The sequence below is a fragment of the Serratia sp. ME47 genome, from assembly GCF_903970925.1.
In the GTDB taxonomy this organism is placed as follows: Bacteria; Pseudomonadota; Gammaproteobacteria; order Enterobacterales; family Enterobacteriaceae; genus Serratia; species Serratia ureilytica.
This window is the reverse complement of the sequence record NZ_CAJCKE010000019.1, coordinates 81,155-99,444: the sequence shown is the minus strand read 5'-3', so window position 1 is coordinate 99,444 and position 18,290 is coordinate 81,155. Positions and strand designations below refer to the sequence as shown.

At 62.6% G+C, this 18,290-nt stretch carries 15 protein-coding genes; 6 read left to right on the top strand and 9 right to left on the bottom strand.

Annotated features, from left to right (window positions below; all coding sequences use genetic code 11):
• Nucleotides 1-616: 616 nt before the first annotated feature.
• Together H7A77_RS18165 and H7A77_RS18160 are read right to left on the bottom strand one after the other, a co-directional pair.
• The gene (locus H7A77_RS18165; RefSeq protein ID WP_033643795.1) at nucleotides 617-1,405 is read right to left on the bottom strand and encodes an ABC transporter ATP-binding protein; all 789 of its coding nucleotides are present in this window, start codon (nucleotides 1,403-1,405) and stop codon (nucleotides 617-619) included.
• The gene (locus H7A77_RS18160; RefSeq protein ID WP_033643796.1) at nucleotides 1,402-2,484 is read right to left on the bottom strand and encodes an iron ABC transporter permease; all 1,083 of its coding nucleotides are present in this window, start codon (nucleotides 2,482-2,484) and stop codon (nucleotides 1,402-1,404) included. Before H7A77_RS18160 ends, H7A77_RS18165 begins: the two co-directional genes overlap by 4 nt.
• 370 nt (nucleotides 2,485-2,854) lie before the next feature.
• Here H7A77_RS18160 and H7A77_RS18155 point away from each other — a divergent pair, with 370 nt between their 5' ends.
• Nucleotides 2,855-3,955 (top strand): GGDEF domain-containing protein, encoded by a 1,101-nt coding sequence (locus H7A77_RS18155; protein WP_033652543.1) that lies wholly within the window; start codon nucleotides 2,855-2,857, stop codon nucleotides 3,953-3,955.
• Between the two features lie 45 nt (nucleotides 3,956-4,000).
• On the opposite strand, the gene H7A77_RS18150 is transcribed toward H7A77_RS18155, so the two are convergent.
• From H7A77_RS18150 to H7A77_RS18140, 3 genes are all read right to left on the bottom strand, one after another.
• Nucleotides 4,001-5,479: an amino acid permease gene (locus tag H7A77_RS18150; RefSeq protein WP_033643798.1), complete on the bottom strand. Its 1,479-nt coding sequence runs from the start codon at nucleotides 5,477-5,479 to the stop codon at nucleotides 4,001-4,003.
• 221 nt (nucleotides 5,480-5,700) lie between these two features.
• On the bottom strand, nucleotides 5,701-6,567 hold the full coding sequence (gene yieE / locus H7A77_RS18145) for a DNA-binding transcriptional regulator YeiE (protein WP_021505917.1): 867 nt from the start codon (nucleotides 6,565-6,567) through the stop codon (nucleotides 5,701-5,703).
• Between the two features lie 98 nt (nucleotides 6,568-6,665).
• Nucleotides 6,666-6,863, bottom strand: a complete 198-nt coding sequence (locus H7A77_RS18140) for a hypothetical protein (RefSeq protein WP_033643799.1) — start codon at nucleotides 6,861-6,863, stop codon at nucleotides 6,666-6,668.
• Nucleotides 6,864-7,056: 193 nt separating this feature from the next.
• Between H7A77_RS18140 and H7A77_RS18135 the strand changes: the two genes are divergently transcribed.
• Nucleotides 7,057-8,130, top strand: coding sequence for a YeiH family putative sulfate export transporter (locus H7A77_RS18135; RefSeq protein ID WP_182074485.1), 1,074 nt, complete (start codon nucleotides 7,057-7,059; stop codon nucleotides 8,128-8,130).
• Between the two features lie 98 nt (nucleotides 8,131-8,228).
• Nucleotides 8,229-9,068, top strand: coding sequence for a deoxyribonuclease IV (gene nfo, locus H7A77_RS18130; protein ID WP_033643802.1), 840 nt, complete (start codon nucleotides 8,229-8,231; stop codon nucleotides 9,066-9,068).
• A 19-nt stretch (nucleotides 9,069-9,087) separates the two neighbouring features.
• Here the strand turns inward: nfo and H7A77_RS18125 are convergent, their stop codons facing one another.
• The 4 genes from H7A77_RS18125 to fruB all read right to left on the bottom strand — a co-directional run bounded on the left by H7A77_RS18125 (nucleotide 9,088) and on the right by fruB (nucleotide 13,608).
• Nucleotides 9,088-9,681, bottom strand: coding sequence for a DJ-1/PfpI family protein (locus H7A77_RS18125; protein ID WP_080280892.1), 594 nt, complete (start codon nucleotides 9,679-9,681; stop codon nucleotides 9,088-9,090).
• 161 nt (nucleotides 9,682-9,842) lie between these two features.
• On the bottom strand, nucleotides 9,843-11,525 hold the full coding sequence (fruA, locus tag H7A77_RS18120; protein WP_147879926.1) for a PTS fructose transporter subunit IIBC: 1,683 nt from the start codon (nucleotides 11,523-11,525) through the stop codon (nucleotides 9,843-9,845).
• Between the two features lie 11 nt (nucleotides 11,526-11,536).
• Entirely contained in the window at nucleotides 11,537-12,478 is a 942-nt protein-coding gene (gene fruK / locus H7A77_RS18115; protein WP_015378523.1) for a 1-phosphofructokinase, read from the bottom strand.
• A complete protein-coding gene (fruB, locus tag H7A77_RS18110; RefSeq protein WP_182074483.1) occupies nucleotides 12,475-13,608 on the bottom strand; it encodes a fused PTS fructose transporter subunit IIA/HPr protein in 1,134 nt (377 codons plus the stop codon). The genes fruK and fruB overlap by 4 nt, the downstream gene beginning before the upstream one ends.
• A gap of 247 nt (nucleotides 13,609-13,855) precedes the next feature.
• Here fruB and H7A77_RS18105 point away from each other — a divergent pair, with 247 nt between their 5' ends.
• From H7A77_RS18105 to torA, 3 genes are all read left to right on the top strand, one after another.
• Nucleotides 13,856-14,278, top strand: a complete 423-nt coding sequence (locus H7A77_RS18105) for an NUDIX hydrolase (RefSeq protein WP_033652539.1) — start codon at nucleotides 13,856-13,858, stop codon at nucleotides 14,276-14,278.
• Between the two features lie 231 nt (nucleotides 14,279-14,509).
• Nucleotides 14,510-15,670 (top strand): NapC/NirT family cytochrome c, encoded by a 1,161-nt coding sequence (locus H7A77_RS18100; protein WP_108681574.1) that lies wholly within the window; start codon nucleotides 14,510-14,512, stop codon nucleotides 15,668-15,670.
• Nucleotides 15,671-15,682: 12 nt separating this feature from the next.
• Nucleotides 15,683-18,157 carry a trimethylamine-N-oxide reductase TorA gene (gene torA / locus H7A77_RS18095; protein ID WP_182074482.1) on the top strand — a complete coding sequence of 825 codons (2,475 nt, stop codon included), beginning with the start codon at nucleotides 15,683-15,685 and terminating at the stop codon, nucleotides 18,155-18,157.
• The last annotated feature ends 133 nt before the right edge of the window (nucleotides 18,158-18,290 follow it).

Sequence of the window (18,290 nt, the reverse complement as noted above, 5' to 3'; positions counted from 1 at the left end):
CCCCTCCTCTCTTCCCTCCCCCCCCGCTCTCCCTACCCTATCAGACGGTTGGCTTTGCCAACTTCCCTCCCTCCGCCATACCGCATTGAGGCCGGTTGCGACAGGCGTCCCTGCCTGTCTCACCTGAAACCGCCGTCCATGGCGGTTTCGCCTAATGCGCTATGCCTGCGTTCGGCGTCTTCAAGGGCGCCCAACACCGCGCTCATCTCCAACTTCTCTACCACAACCTCATAAGCGACAGATTTCCCAGTAGCTGCCAGCTCAGGTGTTGACCTTGAGCGCGCATCACCGGCTGCCGAGCAAGACGGCGTTGTCAGGGGCAACCGGCCAGGGAAGGCCGGTTGAGGCGAGACTAACAGGGACGTTTGTCGCAGCCGACCCGCCCGACAACGCAGACACGGCGAGGGTATCCGCGTAGCGGACAGACGGTGTTAAGCGAAGGCGCGGGTGGAGGGGCCGCGCCTTCGGCCCCTCCAATTGCCGTTCGCTACGGCATCAGAGAAATGAGAGATTTTTACGGCAATTCAGGCTGCACGAAACACACAAAGATGGGATAAAAAAATGCCAGTCAGGCTTAACTGACCGGCATTACCGGCGATGCCGGGCTTTTCTTGGATTATATCGTCGGCTGATTCACCAGACCGTCTATCAGCACCTGCGGCGTGCCCTGCGAGCAACGCTCGATGCGCCCGCGCACGCCATAGACCCGCGCCAGGCTCTGCGGCGTAATCACCTGATCCGGCGCGCCGTCGGCGATCAGATCGCCATCCTGCAGCATCAGCACGTGGTCGCCGTGACGCAGCGCAATGTTGATGTCATGCACCACCACCACCGTCACGATATCGCGCTTGCGGGTTTCGCGGCGCACCAAATCCATCACGTGGAACTGGTAGTTGAGATCGAGCGCGCTCAGCGGCTCATCCAGCAGCAGCAGCGACGGCTGACGGATCAGCGACTGCGCCAACCCTACCAGCTGTTTCTGGCCGCCGGACAGCTGATCGAGATAACTCAGCGCCAGGTGGGCGATGCCCAGCTGTTCCAGCAAAGCCATCACTTCCGCTTCGCTGCCGGCGTTGCTGCGGCCGCCCGAGGCGCGCTGCGCCACGATGATCGACTCCAGCACGTGCAGATGCACCCCGGCGGGCAGCGACTGCGGCAGGTACACCACTTTCTCCGCCCGACGGGCGAACGGCATCTGCATCAAATCGCCGTCGTCCAGCCACAGCTTGCCCTGCGCCGGGTTCAGCCCGGCCAGCGAGCGCAGCAATGTCGATTTGCCGCTGCCGTTCGGCCCCAGCAACACGGTGATTTGCCCGCGCGGCAGCATCGGCACCGAGAGATTGTCGATCACCTGGCGTTTCGGGTAACCCGCCGAGAAGTTTTCTATCCGTAAACCCTGGCTCATACGTTCCCCCGGTGGCGCAGAATAATGCTCAGGAAGAACGGCACCCCGACCAACGACGTCACGATCCCCACCGGGATGATTACCCCAGGCACCAGGTTTTTCGACGCCACCGAGGCCATCGACAGCACCAGCGCGCCAATCAGCGCACTGGCCGGCAGGTAGAAACGGTGATCTTCGCCGAAGATCATGCGGGCGATGTGCGGCGCCACCAGACCGATAAAGCCGATCGGCCCGACGAAAGCCACCGCCAGCGCCGAGAGCATGCTGATACGCAGCAGCGTGGTCAAACGCAGCCGACGCACGTCGATGCCGAAGCTCACCGCCCGGTCTTCCCCCAGACGCAGCGCGGTCAGTTTCCACGAGCTCATCATCGACAGCGGCAGCAGCACGGCGAACACCCCGAACAGAATGCCCAGCTTGTCCCACGAGGCGCGCGCCAGGCTGCCCATGGTCCAGAACACCAGCCCCTGCAGCGTGTCCTCGCTGGCGATGAACTGCATCATCGAGACCAGCGCGTTGAAGGTAAACACCAGCGCGATGCCGAACAGCACTACGCCGGAGGTGGCGACCCGCGTCCAGCGCGTGATGCCGTCCAGCATCAGCGCGGCGAACAGCGCGAAGATAAAGGCGTTGGCGGAGATGAACCACTGATCGGGGATCCCCGGAATGCCGATGCCGAGCACGATCGCCAGCGCGGCACCAAAGGCCGCAGCGGAAGACACCCCGAGGGTGAAGGGGCTGGCCAGCGGGTTATTCAGGATGGTCTGCATTTCCGCCCCGGCCAGGCCGAGCGCAAAGCCCACCACCACCGCCATCAACGCATAGGGCAAACGGATGTCCCAGACGATCACCCGCGTGCCGGCATCGGCCGCGGCGGGATCAAGCAGCGTTTGCCATAAGGATGACAACGACAGGCCGGACGGCCCCATGGTGAAATCCAGCAGCAGCGAGCCCAGGATCGCCAATGCCAATACGCCCATCATCAACAGGCGATGGCGAAGAATATGCTGATAACGCCCCATCACGCCGGCGTCGGGTTGCCCCTTGGCTTCAGTCATGGGATCGGTGGATACGCTCATTAGTTAAGATACCTGTTGCAACCATCATGACAGCGGCGCGAAAGCGGCCGCCGTGAACCGAAAAGTGTGCGGCAGCAGCCTGCTGCACAGCCGTTAACAATAAAACAAACGATAATACTTATCAATCATATCAATAGGTGAAAACGGCGTTGTCGAAATGTAATAATTTGTTTTTTATCGCCATTTTTCAAACCGCCACGCTTTCCCCCGCCAACGGCCAGTAGGTTAATTATTCTGAAAATTCTTCCTGATCCGACCAGACTCTGACAAATAACGGCAAAACCACATAGAATCCAAAATCACAGCACCGCGCGTGCAAAAAAAACTTCAGGCCGCCGCAAGAGCGGCCTTATTGATTGACGAGGCTGTAATGAGAAGTCCATCTCCGGCGGTAACGCCCAAACGCCCGGCGCTGCTGAACTGGCTGTTATACAGCCCGCTGCACGCCGATGACGAGCCGTTTCAACGCCAGCTGCGTCTCACGCTGACGCCCTCTCCTCTCACGCCCTGGCTGAATGCCGCGGGGCCGGCCGCGCTGCTGGCGGGGTACGCCTGGCTGGTCCAGCGGCCGCTCGGCATCGGTTTGCTGCTGCTGCTGCTGTTGTTGACCGCCGGGCGAGCCTGGCTGGCGCGCCGGCGTCAACCGGCCTGGCCGAACGCCATGCTGGTGACGGTGCTGCTGTGGGCGCTGCTGGTCGGCGCCAGCGCCGCTCTGGCGATGCTCTCGGGCCGCTTCGTCTTAATGCTGTTCGCCGGCCTGACGATCACCGCCCTGGCCTGCTGGCTGATGCAGCGCCACGCCGCCGCCCCGCGCTTCGCGCTGCTTGAAGTGATCGCGCTGACGCTGCCCTACCTGCTGGCGGCGCCGCTGTCGCGCGTGCAAAACCTGTTTGTCCTGGCGGACCTCGCGCCGCTGTGGCTGGTGCTGGCCCACGGCATGATCGCGCGCTACCACCGCCAGCTGGTGCAGCACGTCACGCTGGCGTGGGAGAAGCAGCAGGCGTCGCACCGCGATCGCCTGACCGGCTTTCTCAACCGCGCAGGCGGCGAGGCGGTGATGCGCAGCATCTGCCGTCCCGGAACGGCGCAGCCGATCTCCCATCTGTTCATTCTTGAATTCGGCCCGCTGGCGGCGCTCTACCAAAGCCACGGCGTCCAGATCGGCGACGACGTGCTGCGCACCGTCGGCGAGCGTCTCAAGACGCTGATCCGCCCCAGCGACTATATCTGCCGCTATACCGGCGGCCAGTTTCTGATTCTGGTGCACGATCTGCCCTACGGCGCGGAAAGCGAGTTTCTGGCGCGCATTGTGCCGCCGCTGGAGGCGCCCTACGATTTTGGCGCGTTCGGCGAGGTGAACATGCAGCTTAACGCCGGCATTGTGGCGCTGACGCAGGATTACGCGACGGTAGAGAGTTTGATGAGCTCGGCGCAGCAGGCGCTGGCGGAAGCCAAAGGCGGGAAAAAGTAAAACAAAACGCGGCGGGAGCCCCCGCCGCGTGTCACTCACCGAAAATTACTTCACGTCCATCTTCGGGAATTCCATCTCGCTGTACTTCACGACACGGGTGCCTTGCGACAGCTTGTAACCAAACCAAATCAGCAGGAACAGCGGAATACCGATGTAGGTCGCGGTCACGCCGTACCAGTCGATCTTGTCTTGCAGGAAGGCCTGGTAGTTCTGCCCCAGGGTGATGATCAGACACAGCACGAAGGCGAAGATCGGCCCCAGCGGGAAGAAACCGGAACGGTACGGCAAATCGTTCAGATCGCGCCCCTGCAGCATGTAGCCGCGACGGAAACGGTAGTGGCTGATGGCGATGCCCAACCAGGCGATGAAACCGGTCATGCCCGAGGTATTCAGCAGCCACAGGTAAACCGACTGGTTACCGAACATCGACGTCAGGAAGCACAGGCCGGCCACCACGCAGGTCGCGTACAGCGCGTTGCGCGGCACGCCGCCTTTCGACAGCTTGGCGAAGATGCGCGGCGCCTTGCCTTCCGAAGCCAGGGTGTACAGCATTCGGGTCGACGCATACATGCCCGAGTTACCGGCCGACAGCACCGCCGTCAGGATCACCGCGTTCATCACCGCCGCCGCCGACAGCAGGCCGGCATGTTGGAACACCAGCGTGAACGGGCTGACGCTGATGTCTTTCACGTCGTTGCGCAGCAGGCTCGGATCGGTGTACGGAATGATCAGGCTGATGATCAGAATGGCGAAGATATAGAACAGCAGGATACGCCAAAATACCTGACGCACCGCGCGCGGGATGTTTTTACCCGGGTTTTCCGATTCGCCGGCCGCGATGCCGATAAGTTCGGTGCCCTGGAACGAGAAGCCGACGATCATGGCCACGCCGATCATTGCCGAGAAGCCACCGGCAAACGGCGCGTCTCCTATTGTCCAGTTCTGCCAGCCGGCATGCTCGCCGCCCTTCAGAATGCCGACGATCATCATCACGCCGACGGCGATGAAGATAATCACGGTGCTGACCTTGATCAGCGCGAACCAGTATTCCGCCTCGCCGAACCCTTTCACCGAAATGTAGTTCAGCAGGAACATCAGGCCGAGGAACAGCGCGCTCCAGATCCAACCTGGGGTGTCCGGGAACCAGTAGCTCATCACCAACTGCGAGGCCACCAGGTCAACGGCGATGGTCACCGCCCAGTTGTACCAGTAGTTCCAGCCCAGCGCGAAGCCGAAGCCTTCTTCTACGTATTTGGCGCCGTAGGTGGAGAATGAACCGGAGACCGGCATAAAGGCCGCCAGTTCGCCCAGGCTGGTCATCAGGAAGTACACCATCAAACCGATCAGAGCGTAAGACAGCAGCGCCCCGCCGGGGCCTGCCTGAGAAACCGTGGCGCCCGAGGCGACGAAGAGGCCGGTGCCGATGGAGCCGCCGATGGCGATCATGGTCAAATGCCGGGCTTTCAATTCACGGCGCAATCCGGGTGCTTGCTGCCCCGATGTTTTTATATCCTGCTGAGCCATTCGTTCCCTATCTATCTGCTCTTCGAAAAATGAGGGCGGATTGTAACAAATACCCGCCGGTGAACTAGCAACATTGCACCGATATAAGATAGCTTCATAATTCAGAGGCAATTATTAGCTGCGGCCCTTATAGCCTTACTTACTCTCATTAATGTGAGCGCGCGCAGGTTTTTATGCTTTTTCCGGCCTGCGCGGCAGCAGAGCGCTTGACGTGCCGCCGGTTACAGCACGCAATAGCTGAGAAAACGTTGCAACGCGTTGGAGACGTGCTTTTGCCGATGGCGGATCAGGTACAGGGTGCGGCGCAGCGGCGGCAACGGCACCGGCAGTTCCACCAGCGCGCCGCTGGCCAGCTGTTCCGCCACCACCCGCCGCGACAGGCAGCTGATGCCGATGCCGTGCCGCACCGCATGCTTGATCGCCTCCGAGTTGCCCAGCTCCATCACCAGCTGGAAGTGCGGCAGATGCGCCAACAGCAGATGGTCCAACACCTCACGGGTGCCGGAACCGCGCTCGCGCAGGATCCACGGCGCATTGGCCAGCGCCTCCAGCGTCGGCGGTTGACGGGTCAGCGGGTTATCCGGCGCGGCGAACACCACCAGCTCGTCCTCCAGCCACGGCTGCGTCACCAGCTCCGGCATATGGCAAGGCCCTTCGATCAGCCCCAGATCGACGCGAAAATCCGCCACCGCCACGATTACGTCCTGGCTGTTGCCGACGTTCAGCTCCAGCGGCGTGGCGGGAAAATCCCGGCGGTAGCGGGCGATCATCTCCGGCAGCATGTAGTTGCCGATGGTGCTGCTGGCGGCGATGCGCAACGCCCCGCCGTCATGGCGAAACAGCTGCTCTATCTCCCCCGCCTGTTCCAACAGCGCCAGCGCCTTGGGATACAGCAACCGGCCGTGCTCGTTGATCACCAGCCGTTTGCCGACGCGATCGAACAGCTGCACGCCCAGCTGCCCCTCCAGATCCGCCAGCGCCGCGCTGACCGCCGACTGCGACAGCGCCAGCACCACCGAGGCCTGCGTGGTCGAACCGCTTTTCAGCACTTCGGTAAAGACTTCCAGTTGACGCAACGTGATATGCATAGCTGTCCCGGTATTGAAAGAGGGTTCTGCCAGAGAACCCCAACATGGTGTGGTGGGCAGCCCGGCCAGGCGACCCTGTTTGCGGCCAGATCGGCGCGCTATTTGCCCAACGCGACCAGCTGCGCCGCCGCGGCCAGCACCGGCTCTCGCGGCGTGCCGGTTTCGTCCCGCAGTATCAATTGCAGCATCGCCGCGAGATGGTCGCGGTCGATCGCCTTGTTTTCTTCAATCAACCGCCGCACCGCGCGGCCCACTTCCTGATCTACCTGCTCTCTGCGTTGATCGTCGGTATCCATCGCCTGCTCCTGTTAGTTGGAAAATTGACGGCGGCTCGCCGTTCCTCCACACCCTAGCCGCAATGCGGCGTTATGCCAATGGCTGACCCCATACCACTTATTCAGATAGGTTATAAATATATAATCAATTTCTCTTTTATTCAGCCCAAACGTACTCTTGACCGCAAGAAACAGACTGAAGGACTGACTTTATATGGCGACTGATACCACTCACACTTACCCCGAGCGACGCTTCCCGCTGTTCGGCCTGCCGCGGCTGGTGCCGGGGCTGGCGCTGACCGGCGCGCTCACCGCGCTGGCCGTCTGGGCCGGCGACATTCCCTGGGTGGCGGAGCTGGGGCTGGGGGCGCTGACGCTGGCGATCCTGCTCGGCATTCTGGTGGGCAACACGCTGTACCCCCGCTGGCAAACCGTTTGTCACAGCGGCGTACAGCTGGCCAAACAGCGCCTGCTGCGTCTGGGCATTATCCTTTACGGCTTCCGGCTGACCTTTCAGCAGATCGCCGACGTGGGCGCCAGCGGCATCATCATCGATGCGCTGACCCTGAGCACCACTTTCCTGCTGGCCTGCTGGCTCGGCAAGAAAGTGTTCGGCATCGACAGCCAAACCGCGATACTGATTGGCGCCGGCAGCAGCATTTGCGGCGCGGCGGCGGTGATGGCCACCGAGCCGGTGCTGAAGGCCGACTCCAGCAAAGTGGCGGTCGCGGTCTCGACCGTGGTGGTGTTCGGCACCCTGGCGATCTTCGCCTATCCGTGGCTGTATCAGTTGAATGAGCACTTCCAGTGGCTGCCGTTCAGCCAGGAAACCTTCGGCATCTACGCCGGCTCCACCATCCACGAAGTGGCTCAGGTGGTCGCCGCCGGGCACGCCATCGGGCCGGACGCCGAAAATGCGGCGGTGATCGCCAAGATGATCCGCGTGATGATGCTGGCGCCGTTCCTGCTGCTGCTGTCGGGCTACATCAGCCGAGGCAGCGCAGGCAAGGCGGAAAAATCCGCCATCACCATTCCGTGGTTCGCCGTGCTGTTTATCGCCGTCGCCGGGCTGAACTCCTTCAACCTGCTGCCGGCCACGCTGGTGCGGCACCTGATCACCGCCGACACCTGGATGCTGGCGATGGCGATGGCGGCGCTGGGGCTGACTACCCACATCAGCGCCGTGCGCCAGGCCGGGATGAAACCGATTCTGCTGGCAACGCTGCTGTTCGTCTGGCTGCTGGTCGGCGGCGGCGCGATAAACCAACTGGTGCAACACCTGCTGTAATCTCCCTCGGCGGCCCGCTTCGGCGGGCCGCCGCTTTTCTCCATTCAATCCGCCCGCCATCAATGCCATAATGTCACCGATAACACAGGAGAATGAAGATGAAGTTTGTCGGTGCACATGTCAGCGCGTCAGGCGGCGTGGATCAGGCGGTTATCCGCGCGCACGAATTGGAGGCGACCGCGTTCGCCCTGTTCACCAAAAATCAGCGTCAATGGAAGGCCGCCCCGCTGGCCGCCGACGTGATCGATAAGTTCAAGAGCGCCTGCGCCCAGTACGGTTACGGGCCAGGGCAAATCCTGCCGCACGACAGCTACCTGATCAATCTGGGGCACCCGGTAGCCGACGCGTTGGAAAAATCGCGCGAGGCGTTTATCGACGAGCTGCAGCGCTGCGAACAGCTGGGGCTGACGCTGCTGAACTTCCACCCCGGCAGCCACCTGCTGCAAATCGACGAAGATAAATGCCTGGCGCGCATCGCCGAATCGATCAACATCGCGCTGGATAAAACCGCCGGCGTGACGGCCGTGATCGAGAACACCGCCGGCCAGGGCAGCAATCTGGGCTTCAAATTCGAGCACCTGGCGGCGATCATCGACGGCGTCGAAGACAAAAGCCGCGTCGGCGTTTGCATCGACACCTGCCACGCCTTCGCCGCCGGGTACGATCTGCGCACCGAAGAAGAATGCGAGCGCACCTTCAAGCAGTTGGGCGACATCGTCGGTTTCAACTACCTGCGCGGCATGCACCTGAACGACGCCAAGAGCGAGTTCAACAGCCGCGTCGACCGCCATCACAGCCTGGGGGAAGGCAACATCGGCAAAACGGTGTTCAGCTACATCATGCGCGATCCGCGTTTCGACAACATCCCGCTGATTCTGGAAACGGTAAATCCGGATATCTGGGCCGAAGAGATCGCCTGGCTGAAGGCGCAGCAGTAACCCTCCCCTGGCCGCTCGCTTAAGCGCGAGCGGTTTCCCCCACCGCGTGCTCCGCCGCCAGCATGGCGCCGAACTGACGCAGCGTTTCTTCATCCAGGCCCGCAGCCCTGAACACCGCGGTGGTAAAACTGACCGGCGCCGATCCCGGTGACGTAATGACGCGGTCATCCACAACGGCGACGGCGCTCGCAACGTAATGGCGCTGCCCGCTGTAGCCCGCAACGTTGCGCGTCAAGAACTCGGCATCGTTGGAGGTATGCGCCCTGTTGTTCAACAGGCCGGCCCGCGCCAACGCCAACGTCCCGCCGCAAATGCCCGCTAGGATCGCGCCGCGTTGACGCTGCTCATTGAGCAACGCGCGGATATCCGGCGCCCGTTCGGTTTCCCACAGGGTGCCGCCGACCACCACCAGCACCTCGGGGCGCCAGTCCGCCAATTCGGCCACGCCGTGAGCAACGTCCACCGTCAACCCGCCCTGTGAGCGAAGCGTTCCGGCCTGCGGCGCAAAAAACGCCACATCCAGCCCATAAAACGGGCCGCCAACGCCGGCAATCAGCGCGTATTCCCAATCGGCGAAACCGGATGTCAGTACGATCGCCACTTTTTTAGCCACTGATGAATCTCCTTGAGTCATTCCTTGTTCGCAGGAACAAAGTCACGCTATCAGCTTAGAAAGCCTTGTGGTTTCTGACCAGGGGTAAATCGTGCTAACTGCCTAAGACACAAATAAAAACGCGCAGCTCTGGGCTGCGCGTTTTGCGGTATCGGCGAGGCTTACGCCGCGGCGGCGACCGGCGTTTCAGCACGTTTCAGCAGGGCATAAGCCACCCCGGCCAACAGCGTGCCGGCGGCGATCGCCACCAGGTACAGCAACACCGGCGAAATCGCGCCCGGGATCAGCAGCACGAACAAGCCGCCGTGCGGCGCCATCAGCTTGGCGCCGAAGGCCATCGACAGCGCGCCGGTCAGCGCCCCGCCGGCGATACAGCACGGCAACACGCGCATCGGATCGCGGGCGGCGAACGGAATCGCCCCTTCGGTGATGAAGCACAGCCCCAGCACCAACGCCGCCTTGCCGCCTTCCTGTTCGGATTTCGGGAACTTGCGGCGCGCCAGCAGCGTCGCCAGGCCCATCGCCAGCGGTGGCACCATGCCCGCCGCCATGATGGCCGCCATCGGCGCATACACCGAGGAGCTGAGCAGCGCCACACCGAACGCGTAGGCCGCTTTGTTCACCGGGCCACCCATGTCGGTGCACATCATGCCGCCCAGGATCGCCCCCAGCAGCACGGCGTTGGCGGTGCCCAGAGACTGCAGCCAATGGGTCAGGCCTTCCATGATTTTCGCCACCGGCGTGCCAACCACGTAAATCATGATGAGGCCGGTGATCAGGCTGGCCACCAGCGGAATGATCAAGATGGGCTTCAGCGCTTCCATACTTTGCGGCAGGCGCAGCTTGCTGCTGATCGCCCTGGCGACATAACCCGCCAGGAAACCGGCGATGATGCCGCCCAGGAACCCGGCGCCGGTGCTCACCGCCAGCATGCCGCCGATCAGGCCCGGCGTCAGGCCCGGACGATCCGCGATGGAGAAGGCGATGAAACCGGCCAACACCGGCACCATCAGCGCGAAGGCGGAGCCGCCGCCGATCTGCATCAGCGCCGCCGCCAGGGTGCCCTTGACCTCAAAGGCCTTGATGCCGAACACGAACGACAGCGCGATGCACAAACCGCCCGCCACCACCATCGGCAGCATGTAGGACACGCCGGTCAGCAGGTGACGATACGGGCCGTTGCCCTCTTTCTTCTTCGCCGTCGGCGCCGCGCCGCTGCGCTGCTGCGGCAGGAACACTTCGGCTTCGGCCAGCGCCTTGTCCAGTTCCTGCGCGGTTTTCTTCAGCGCCAGACCGGTGGAAGTACGATACATCGGCTTACCGGCAAACTTGTCCAGATCCACTTCGATGTCCGCCGCGACGATCACCAGATCCGCCGCCGCCACTTCTTCCGGGGTGATGGCGTTGCCGGCGCCGACGGAGCCGCGCGTTTCCACCTTCACCCACCAGCCGCGTTTCTTGGCTTCACTTTCAATGGCTTCGGCCGCCATAAAGGTGTGCGCCACGCCGGTTGGGCAAGCGGTGATCGCCACGATGCGTTTTTGTCCATCGGCTTTCACCGCAGCCGCCTGCGGCGCCTGATAGGTTTCAGCTTCGGCCTGGGCGCGCGCCAGAAACGCGTCCGGTTCACGCACCGCCTGTTCTACCTCGCCCACATAGATCAATTTGCCGTTCAGCGCGGCGTCAGCAGGAGCAGCCTGCCCCGCCACCGCCACCAGTTCGGCGTCCTGCAGCGACTCGACCAGCGTCAGGCCGGCTTTGGCCGCGGCGGCCTCCAGCATGCGTTTCGCCAGGTGGCCACGGGCCTGTCCCTGCGAACTGTCTACCATCAGCAGCGTTTTCATTCTGCCTCCTGCTATTGATTGAAAGGTTTCAGATCGACGCGCGCCATCATCGCGGCCAACTGGGGACGATCGGTCACGCCGACGTTGCTCTGGCTGACCGCCAGCGCCGCTACCGCCGTGGCCAGACGCAGGGTGTGTTCGCTGGATTCGCGCATCAGCAGGCCATAAATCAGGCCGCCGACCATCGAATCGCCGGCGCCCACGGTGCTGACCACCTCACAGGACGGCGGTTTGGCGATCCAGGCGCCGGATGCGTTAACCCACAGCGCGCCTTCCGCGCCGAGGGAGATGACCACGTGGGCGATACCCTGTTCGCGCAGCGCATGCGCGGCCTCGACCACGTCCGCCAGCGTCGGCAGCGGGCGCCCGGCCCAGATTTCCAGCTCGCGGCGGTTCGGTTTGACCAGCCACGGCGAGGCCTTCAGCCCGGCGACCAGCGCTTCGCGGCTGCTGTCGAAAATGATGCACGGGCACTTGGCGCGCAGTTGGGTCATCCAGTCGGTAAACGCGTCAGGATCGACGCCGGCCGGCAGGCTGCCGCTCACCGCCACCATGTCAAACTGGCCCAGCCAGCTCAGCGAGTCGCTGACGAAGCGATCCCAGTCCTGCGGCGTCACTTCGAAGCCGGAGAAGTTGAAGTCAGTGACTTCGCCGTCTTTTTCCGTCAGCTTGACGTTGATGCGGGTGCGCCCCGGCACCACCTGAAAGCGGTTGGCGATCCCCAGATCGCTGAACAGCAGCTGGAAACCGTCCTGATTATCTTTGCCCAGGAAGCCGCCGACGGTGACGTCGATGCCTAAATCTTTCAACACTTTGGCGACGTTGATGCCCTTACCGGCGGCGTGCAGGCCGGCGGTTTTTACCCGGTTGACTTCCCCGCGTTCAATCTGCGGGCAGAAACCCACCAGATCGTACGCCGGGTTCAGGGTGATTGTTGCTACTCTTCTGCTCATGCTGCGCCCTCGCCCAGTCCTTCATTAATCGCTTCGCCAATCGCCTTCAGCGCGGCTTCAGCATCTTCTCCATTGGCGGTAAAGCGCAGGTGATGCCCTTTCTTCACGCCCAACGCCACCACCTTCATCAGGCTGCGCCCGTTGGCCGGCTTGCCGCTGCCGTCCAGGTTGGTGACGGTGATGTCACTGTTGAAACTTTTGATCACGTTGACCAGCGCCGTGCCCGGCCGCGCGTGCAGACCGTGCTCGTTGCGGATCACGAACTCGGCGCTCAGCACGCTGCTCTCTTCCGCCACGTCGCTGGTCAGCAGCGCCAGCACGCCGGCGGCATCCGCCTTCAGCAAGCGTTCAGCTTTGTTGGCCAGCAGCAGATCGCTGAGGTAGTTGAGCACCGCCAGCGGCTGCGCGTCGGCGACCGACACCGTCAGCAGTAGCGCCACCGGCTCGCCGTCTTCCACGAAAGCCTGCGCCGGGCGGCTGACGGTGGCCGCGCTGGCCAGGTTGCCTTCAACGCTGTCGCTGAGCCAAATGCCCTGCCCCAGATTCAGCGGCTTGCGGGTGATGGCATCGCTGACGAACTGCGCGTTGACCGCCCCGATTTTTTGCAGACGGCCGGCGTTCAGCGCCTGCAGCGTCATCAGGCTGTCGGCGGCGACGTCGAGCGCAATCAGCGAAACGTCGAACTGGAATTCGGCGCTCTGCCGTTCGCCCATCAACAGGCTGCGCAGCTCTTCCGCGGAGGTGGTTTTCGCCAGCCGCTCCGCCACGCTGTCATCGCTCAGCACGTGGGTGAGCTGACGCAGCAGCGCCAAATGCTCGTCGGAACGGGCGGCGATGCCGATCGCCACATAGGCGGTCTGGCCTTCCCCCCACGCGATGCCCTGCGGGAACTGGAACACCTGCACGCCGGTTTTCAACACCAGATCGCGGGTATCGGTGGTGCCGTGCGGAATGGCGATGCCGTTGCCCAGGTAGGTGGACGTCTGCAGTTCGCGCTGCAGCATGCCGTCCACATAACCGGCGCTGACGCAGCCGGCTTCGGTCAGCGCGGCGGCCACCTGACGGATGGCATCCTGCTTATCGGCGGCAGCGGCGCCCAGATGAATGTCTTGCGGTGACAACTGGAACATGATTCTCCTCTCCTGCTGAATTGAATCGTTTCAGCTTCATTGAGAAAAAGGAGCGTTACCCGCTGCCCACAAGCGGTCGGATAACGCTGAAACGTTTCAAGGAGTGTGTAAGCAGCGCAAGATGAAAGCAAGCTTTCTCCCTTTCGCCATTGCAGATTTTTGAGCTTACGCACACTTTCATCGGCGCATTGGTCAGCGCCGGGGCAAAATGACATACTGTGCTGAAACTTTGCTGACGGAGAAAAGCATGAATGTAGTGACGGGCGTCGGGGTGATCATCGTGAACCCGCAAGGCGAGATTTTGCTGGGCAAACGCTGCGGCTCCCACGCGCCCTTTTGGTCGATCCCCGGCGGGCATCTGGATGCCGGTGAAACCTTCGAGCAGTGCGCCCAGCGCGAAATTGCCGAAGAAACCGGGTTGATCATCGATCCGCCGCGCTTCGTTGGCGTCAGCAACAATCTGCAAACCTGGCGCGCCGAAGGCAAACACACGGTGTCCATCTGTCTGCAGGTGGCGCATCCCGGCGGCGAAGCCGAGCTGAAAGAACCCGAAAAATGCGCCGAATGGCGCTGGTGCGCGCCAGACTCTCTGCCGGAACCCCATTTCGAAGCCAGCCGCACGGCGATCCGCCTGTGGCTGAGCGGCCAAACCTACTTGCCAACGGCCTGAGCCCTTCGCGAGCGCGCGGCGTTCGCGTTGCCTGCCTCACAGCTCATCGTTATATAAAATAGAATATAACGCTATTTTTTGCGATATACGCCATTTTTTTGACTACGGATAACCCCATGGGGTTAACCCTCTTCTATCATTACCCCTGCAATCGACGTGGCATTCTGACCTCCGGTCGGCGGCCTTTTGGCAAGATTTTATTTTAAATTCATAATTATAAGCGGGTTTACCATGAGCAAAAAACTGACTGGCTTTGAAAAAAAGCGCCGGTGGGGATGGCTATGGCTTTTGCTGCTGGGGATTATCCTCGGCGCGGCGCTGTTGGCCGGGACCGCCACCGTATTCCATAAAACCAGCGATACCGCCTTCTGCGTTTCCTGCCACACCATGCAACAACCGCTGGCCGAATATCAGGGCAGCGTCCACTTCCAAAACACCAAGGGCATCCGCGCCGAGTGCGCCGACTGCCACGTGCCGCACCAGCCGATCGATTACCTGTGGACCAAGATCCGCGCGGTAAAAGACATCTACGGCGAGATGGTCGGCACCATCGATACGCCGGAAAAATATGAAGCGCACAAGCTGGCGATGGCGCAGTCGGTCTGGAAGACGCTGAAAGAGAACGACTCGGCCACCTGCCGCTCCTGCCACAGCTACGACGCCATGGACATCACCGCCCAGCGTCCCGAAGCGCGCCTGCAGCACCCGGTGGCGATCAAACAGGGCGAAACCTGCATCGACTGCCATAAAGGCGTGGCCCACATCCTGCCGGACATGAGCGGCGAAACCCAGGCCGGCGCCGCCGAGCTGGCCAAGGCCGCTGCGCTGACCGCACCGGGCGCCACCACCCTCTACACCATCGCCACCGAACCGTTCTTCCTCAGCGCAGACGACAGCCATAATGCCGGCAACCTGATGCCGTCCACCGAAGTGCAGGTGGTGAAACAGGATGGCGACAAGGTGCTGGCCACCGTGAGCGGCTGGCAGCAAGACGGGGTCAGCGAAGTGTTCTACGCCGCGCAGGGCAAACGCATCCTCAGCGTGCTGCTGGGTGAAGACGCGCGCAAACAGCTGAAGACCACGTCCACCCAGACCGATGCGGAAACCGGCCTGGTCTGGCATCAGGTCTCTCTGCAGGTGTGGCTGCCGCGCAAGCAGCTGATCGACGATCAGCAAAAAATCTGGCGCTACGCCGCGGACATGATGTCGGCCAACTGCACCGGCTGCCACGGGCTGACCGCGCTCGATCGCTTCAACGCCAACCAATGGATCGGCGTCATCAAAGGCATGGCGCCGCGTACCTCGCTGACGCAGGAACAGCTGCGCGTGCTGACACAATACGTACAAAAACACGCCAGCGACATGCCACCTGCCGCACCGGCCAAGCTTTAAGGGAGAAGCGCAATGAGCAACCAAAAACCGTTAACCATGAGCCGCCGCCGCTTCCTGACCGGCGCCGCCGCGCTGACCGCCGCCCCGCTGCTGGCGGGATTATGGCCCAAAGCGGCGCTGGCGCAGGCCATCAGCGAAGCGCTGCCGCAGTTCATCGTCTTGCGTCAGGCGCAGAAAGGCATTCTGACCGGCGCCCACTGGGGCGCGTTTGAAGCCATCGTGCAGGACGGCAAGATGGTCGGCGTGCAGCCGGTGCAGGACGATCCGTATCCCAATGAGCTGATCACCATGGCGCCTTATCAGGTGCACGCCGAGAACCGCATCAAATACCCGATGGTGCGCAAAAGCTGGCTGGAAGGCGGCCCCGGCAGCCGCACCGAGCTGCGCGGCCGCGACGAGTGGGTGCGCGTCAGCTGGGACAAAGCAACCGAGCTGGTGTGCAATGAGATCACCCGCCTGCAAAAAGATCACGGCCCGCAGTCGATCTACGCCGGTTCCTACGGCTGGAAAAGCGTCGGCATGCTGCACAACAGCCGCACGCTGCTGCAGCGCCTGATGAACCTGACCGGCGGCTTCCTCGGCTACGCCGGCGACTACTCCACCGGCGCGGCGCAGGTGATCATGTCGCACGTGGTCGGCTCGATGGAGGTCTACGAACAGCAGACCGCCTGGCCGAACGTGATCGAGAACAGCGAGCTGGTGATCCTGTGGGGCTGCAACCCGATGGTCACGCTGAAAAACAGCTGGAACGTGCCGGATCACGTCGGCCAGACCGGCTTCGAGGCGCTGAAGAAAAAAGGCACCCGGGTGATCAGCATCGATCCGGTACACAACGACAGCGCCAAGTTCGTCAATGCGCAGTGGATCGCCCCGCGCCCATACACCGACGGCGCCATGCTGATCGGCATCGCCCATACGCTGCTGACCGAGAAGCTGCATAACCCGGACTTCCTGAAAACCTATACCGTCGGCTTCGACAAGTTCCAGGCCTACCTGCTGGGCGAGAGCGACGGCGTGGCGAAAACCGCCGAATGGGCGGCCGACATCAGCGGTGTCGATGCCGACACGCTGCGCGCGCTGGCGCGCGAGATGGCGAAGCACCGCACCATGATCATGGGCGGCTGGGGCATTCAGCGCCAGCATCACGGCGAACAGCAGCACTGGCTGCTGGTAACGGTGGCGGCGATGCTCGGCCAGATCGGCCTGCCGGGCGGCGGCTTCGGCTTCAGCTACCACTATTCGTCCGGCGGCAGCCCGACCGCCAAGGGCGGCATCATCGCCGGCATCTCCGCCGGCAACGCGCCGAAGAACTCGCCGGCGCCGATCCCGGTGGCCCGCATCGCCGAATGCCTGAGCAATCCGGGCAAAACCATCGACTTCAACGGCGCCAAGGTCACCTACCCCGAGGTGAAAATGGTGTATGTGGCGGGCGGCAACACCTTCCACCAGCATCAGGACACCAATAACCTGGTCAAAGCCTGGCAGCGGCCGGACACCATCGTGGTCAACGAGCCTTACTGGACCGCCACCGCCAAGCATGCCGATATCGTCCTGCCGGCCACCACCAGCTACGAGCGCAACGATCTGGAAATGGGCGGCGACTATTCGCAGCTCTACGTGTTCCCGATGCATCAATGCGTGCCGCCACAGCACGAGTCGCGCAGCGACTTCGACATCTTCTCGGCGATGGCGGCCAAGCTGGGCGTGCAGGAGGCCTTTACCGAGGGCAAGGATGAAACCCAGTGGCTGAAAGGCATGTACGACGACATGAAAAACCAGGCGCGCGCCGCGCGGGTGGCGCTGCCGCCGTTCGACATGTTCTGGCAATCCAATAACTACGTGCGTTTCCCGGTGCCGGAGGCCAATAAGCAGTGGGTGCGCTTCGCCGATTACCGCGACAACCCGCTGCTGAACCCGCTGGGCACGCCGTCGGGCAAGATCGAAATCTACTCCGACGCCATCGCCAAAATGCATTATGAGGATTGCCCGGGCATCCCGACCTGGATGCCGCCGCACGAGTGGTATCGCGGGCCGGAAGCGGCCAAGTATCCGCTGTCGCTCAATACCGCGCACCCGACCAACCGGCTGCACTCCCAGCTCGACAATACGCCGCTGCGCAAGAAATACGCGGTGGCGGATCGTGAAGCGATCCTGATCCACCCGCAGGACGCGCAGCCGCGCGGCATTACCGGCGGCGATCTGGTGCGGGCGTTTAACGATCGCGGCCAGATCCTGGTAGGGGCGGTGGTCAGCGAAGACGTGCGGCCTGGCGTGGTGCGCATCAGCGAAGGCGCCTGGTTCGATCCGGCCGATCCGGCGCAGCCCGGCTCGCTGTGCAAGAACGGCAACGTCAACTGCCTGACCTTCGACATCGGCTCCTCCAGCCTGGCGCAGGGCAACTGCGGGCAGATGGCGCAGCTGCAGATCGAGAAGTATCAGGGGCCGGCTCTGAAAAATACCGCGCACGCCGTGCCGCAAGGCGCCTGATCCCGCGATAAACAGAGGGCGCAACGCGCCCTCTGTTTTCCTCGTCGCCGCGCGACATAGCCGCTTACCCTGCGCCGAGGGATAGCGGTTTGCGTTTCTTTTCAACGGGCGTATGATGCGCGCGACCTCACTT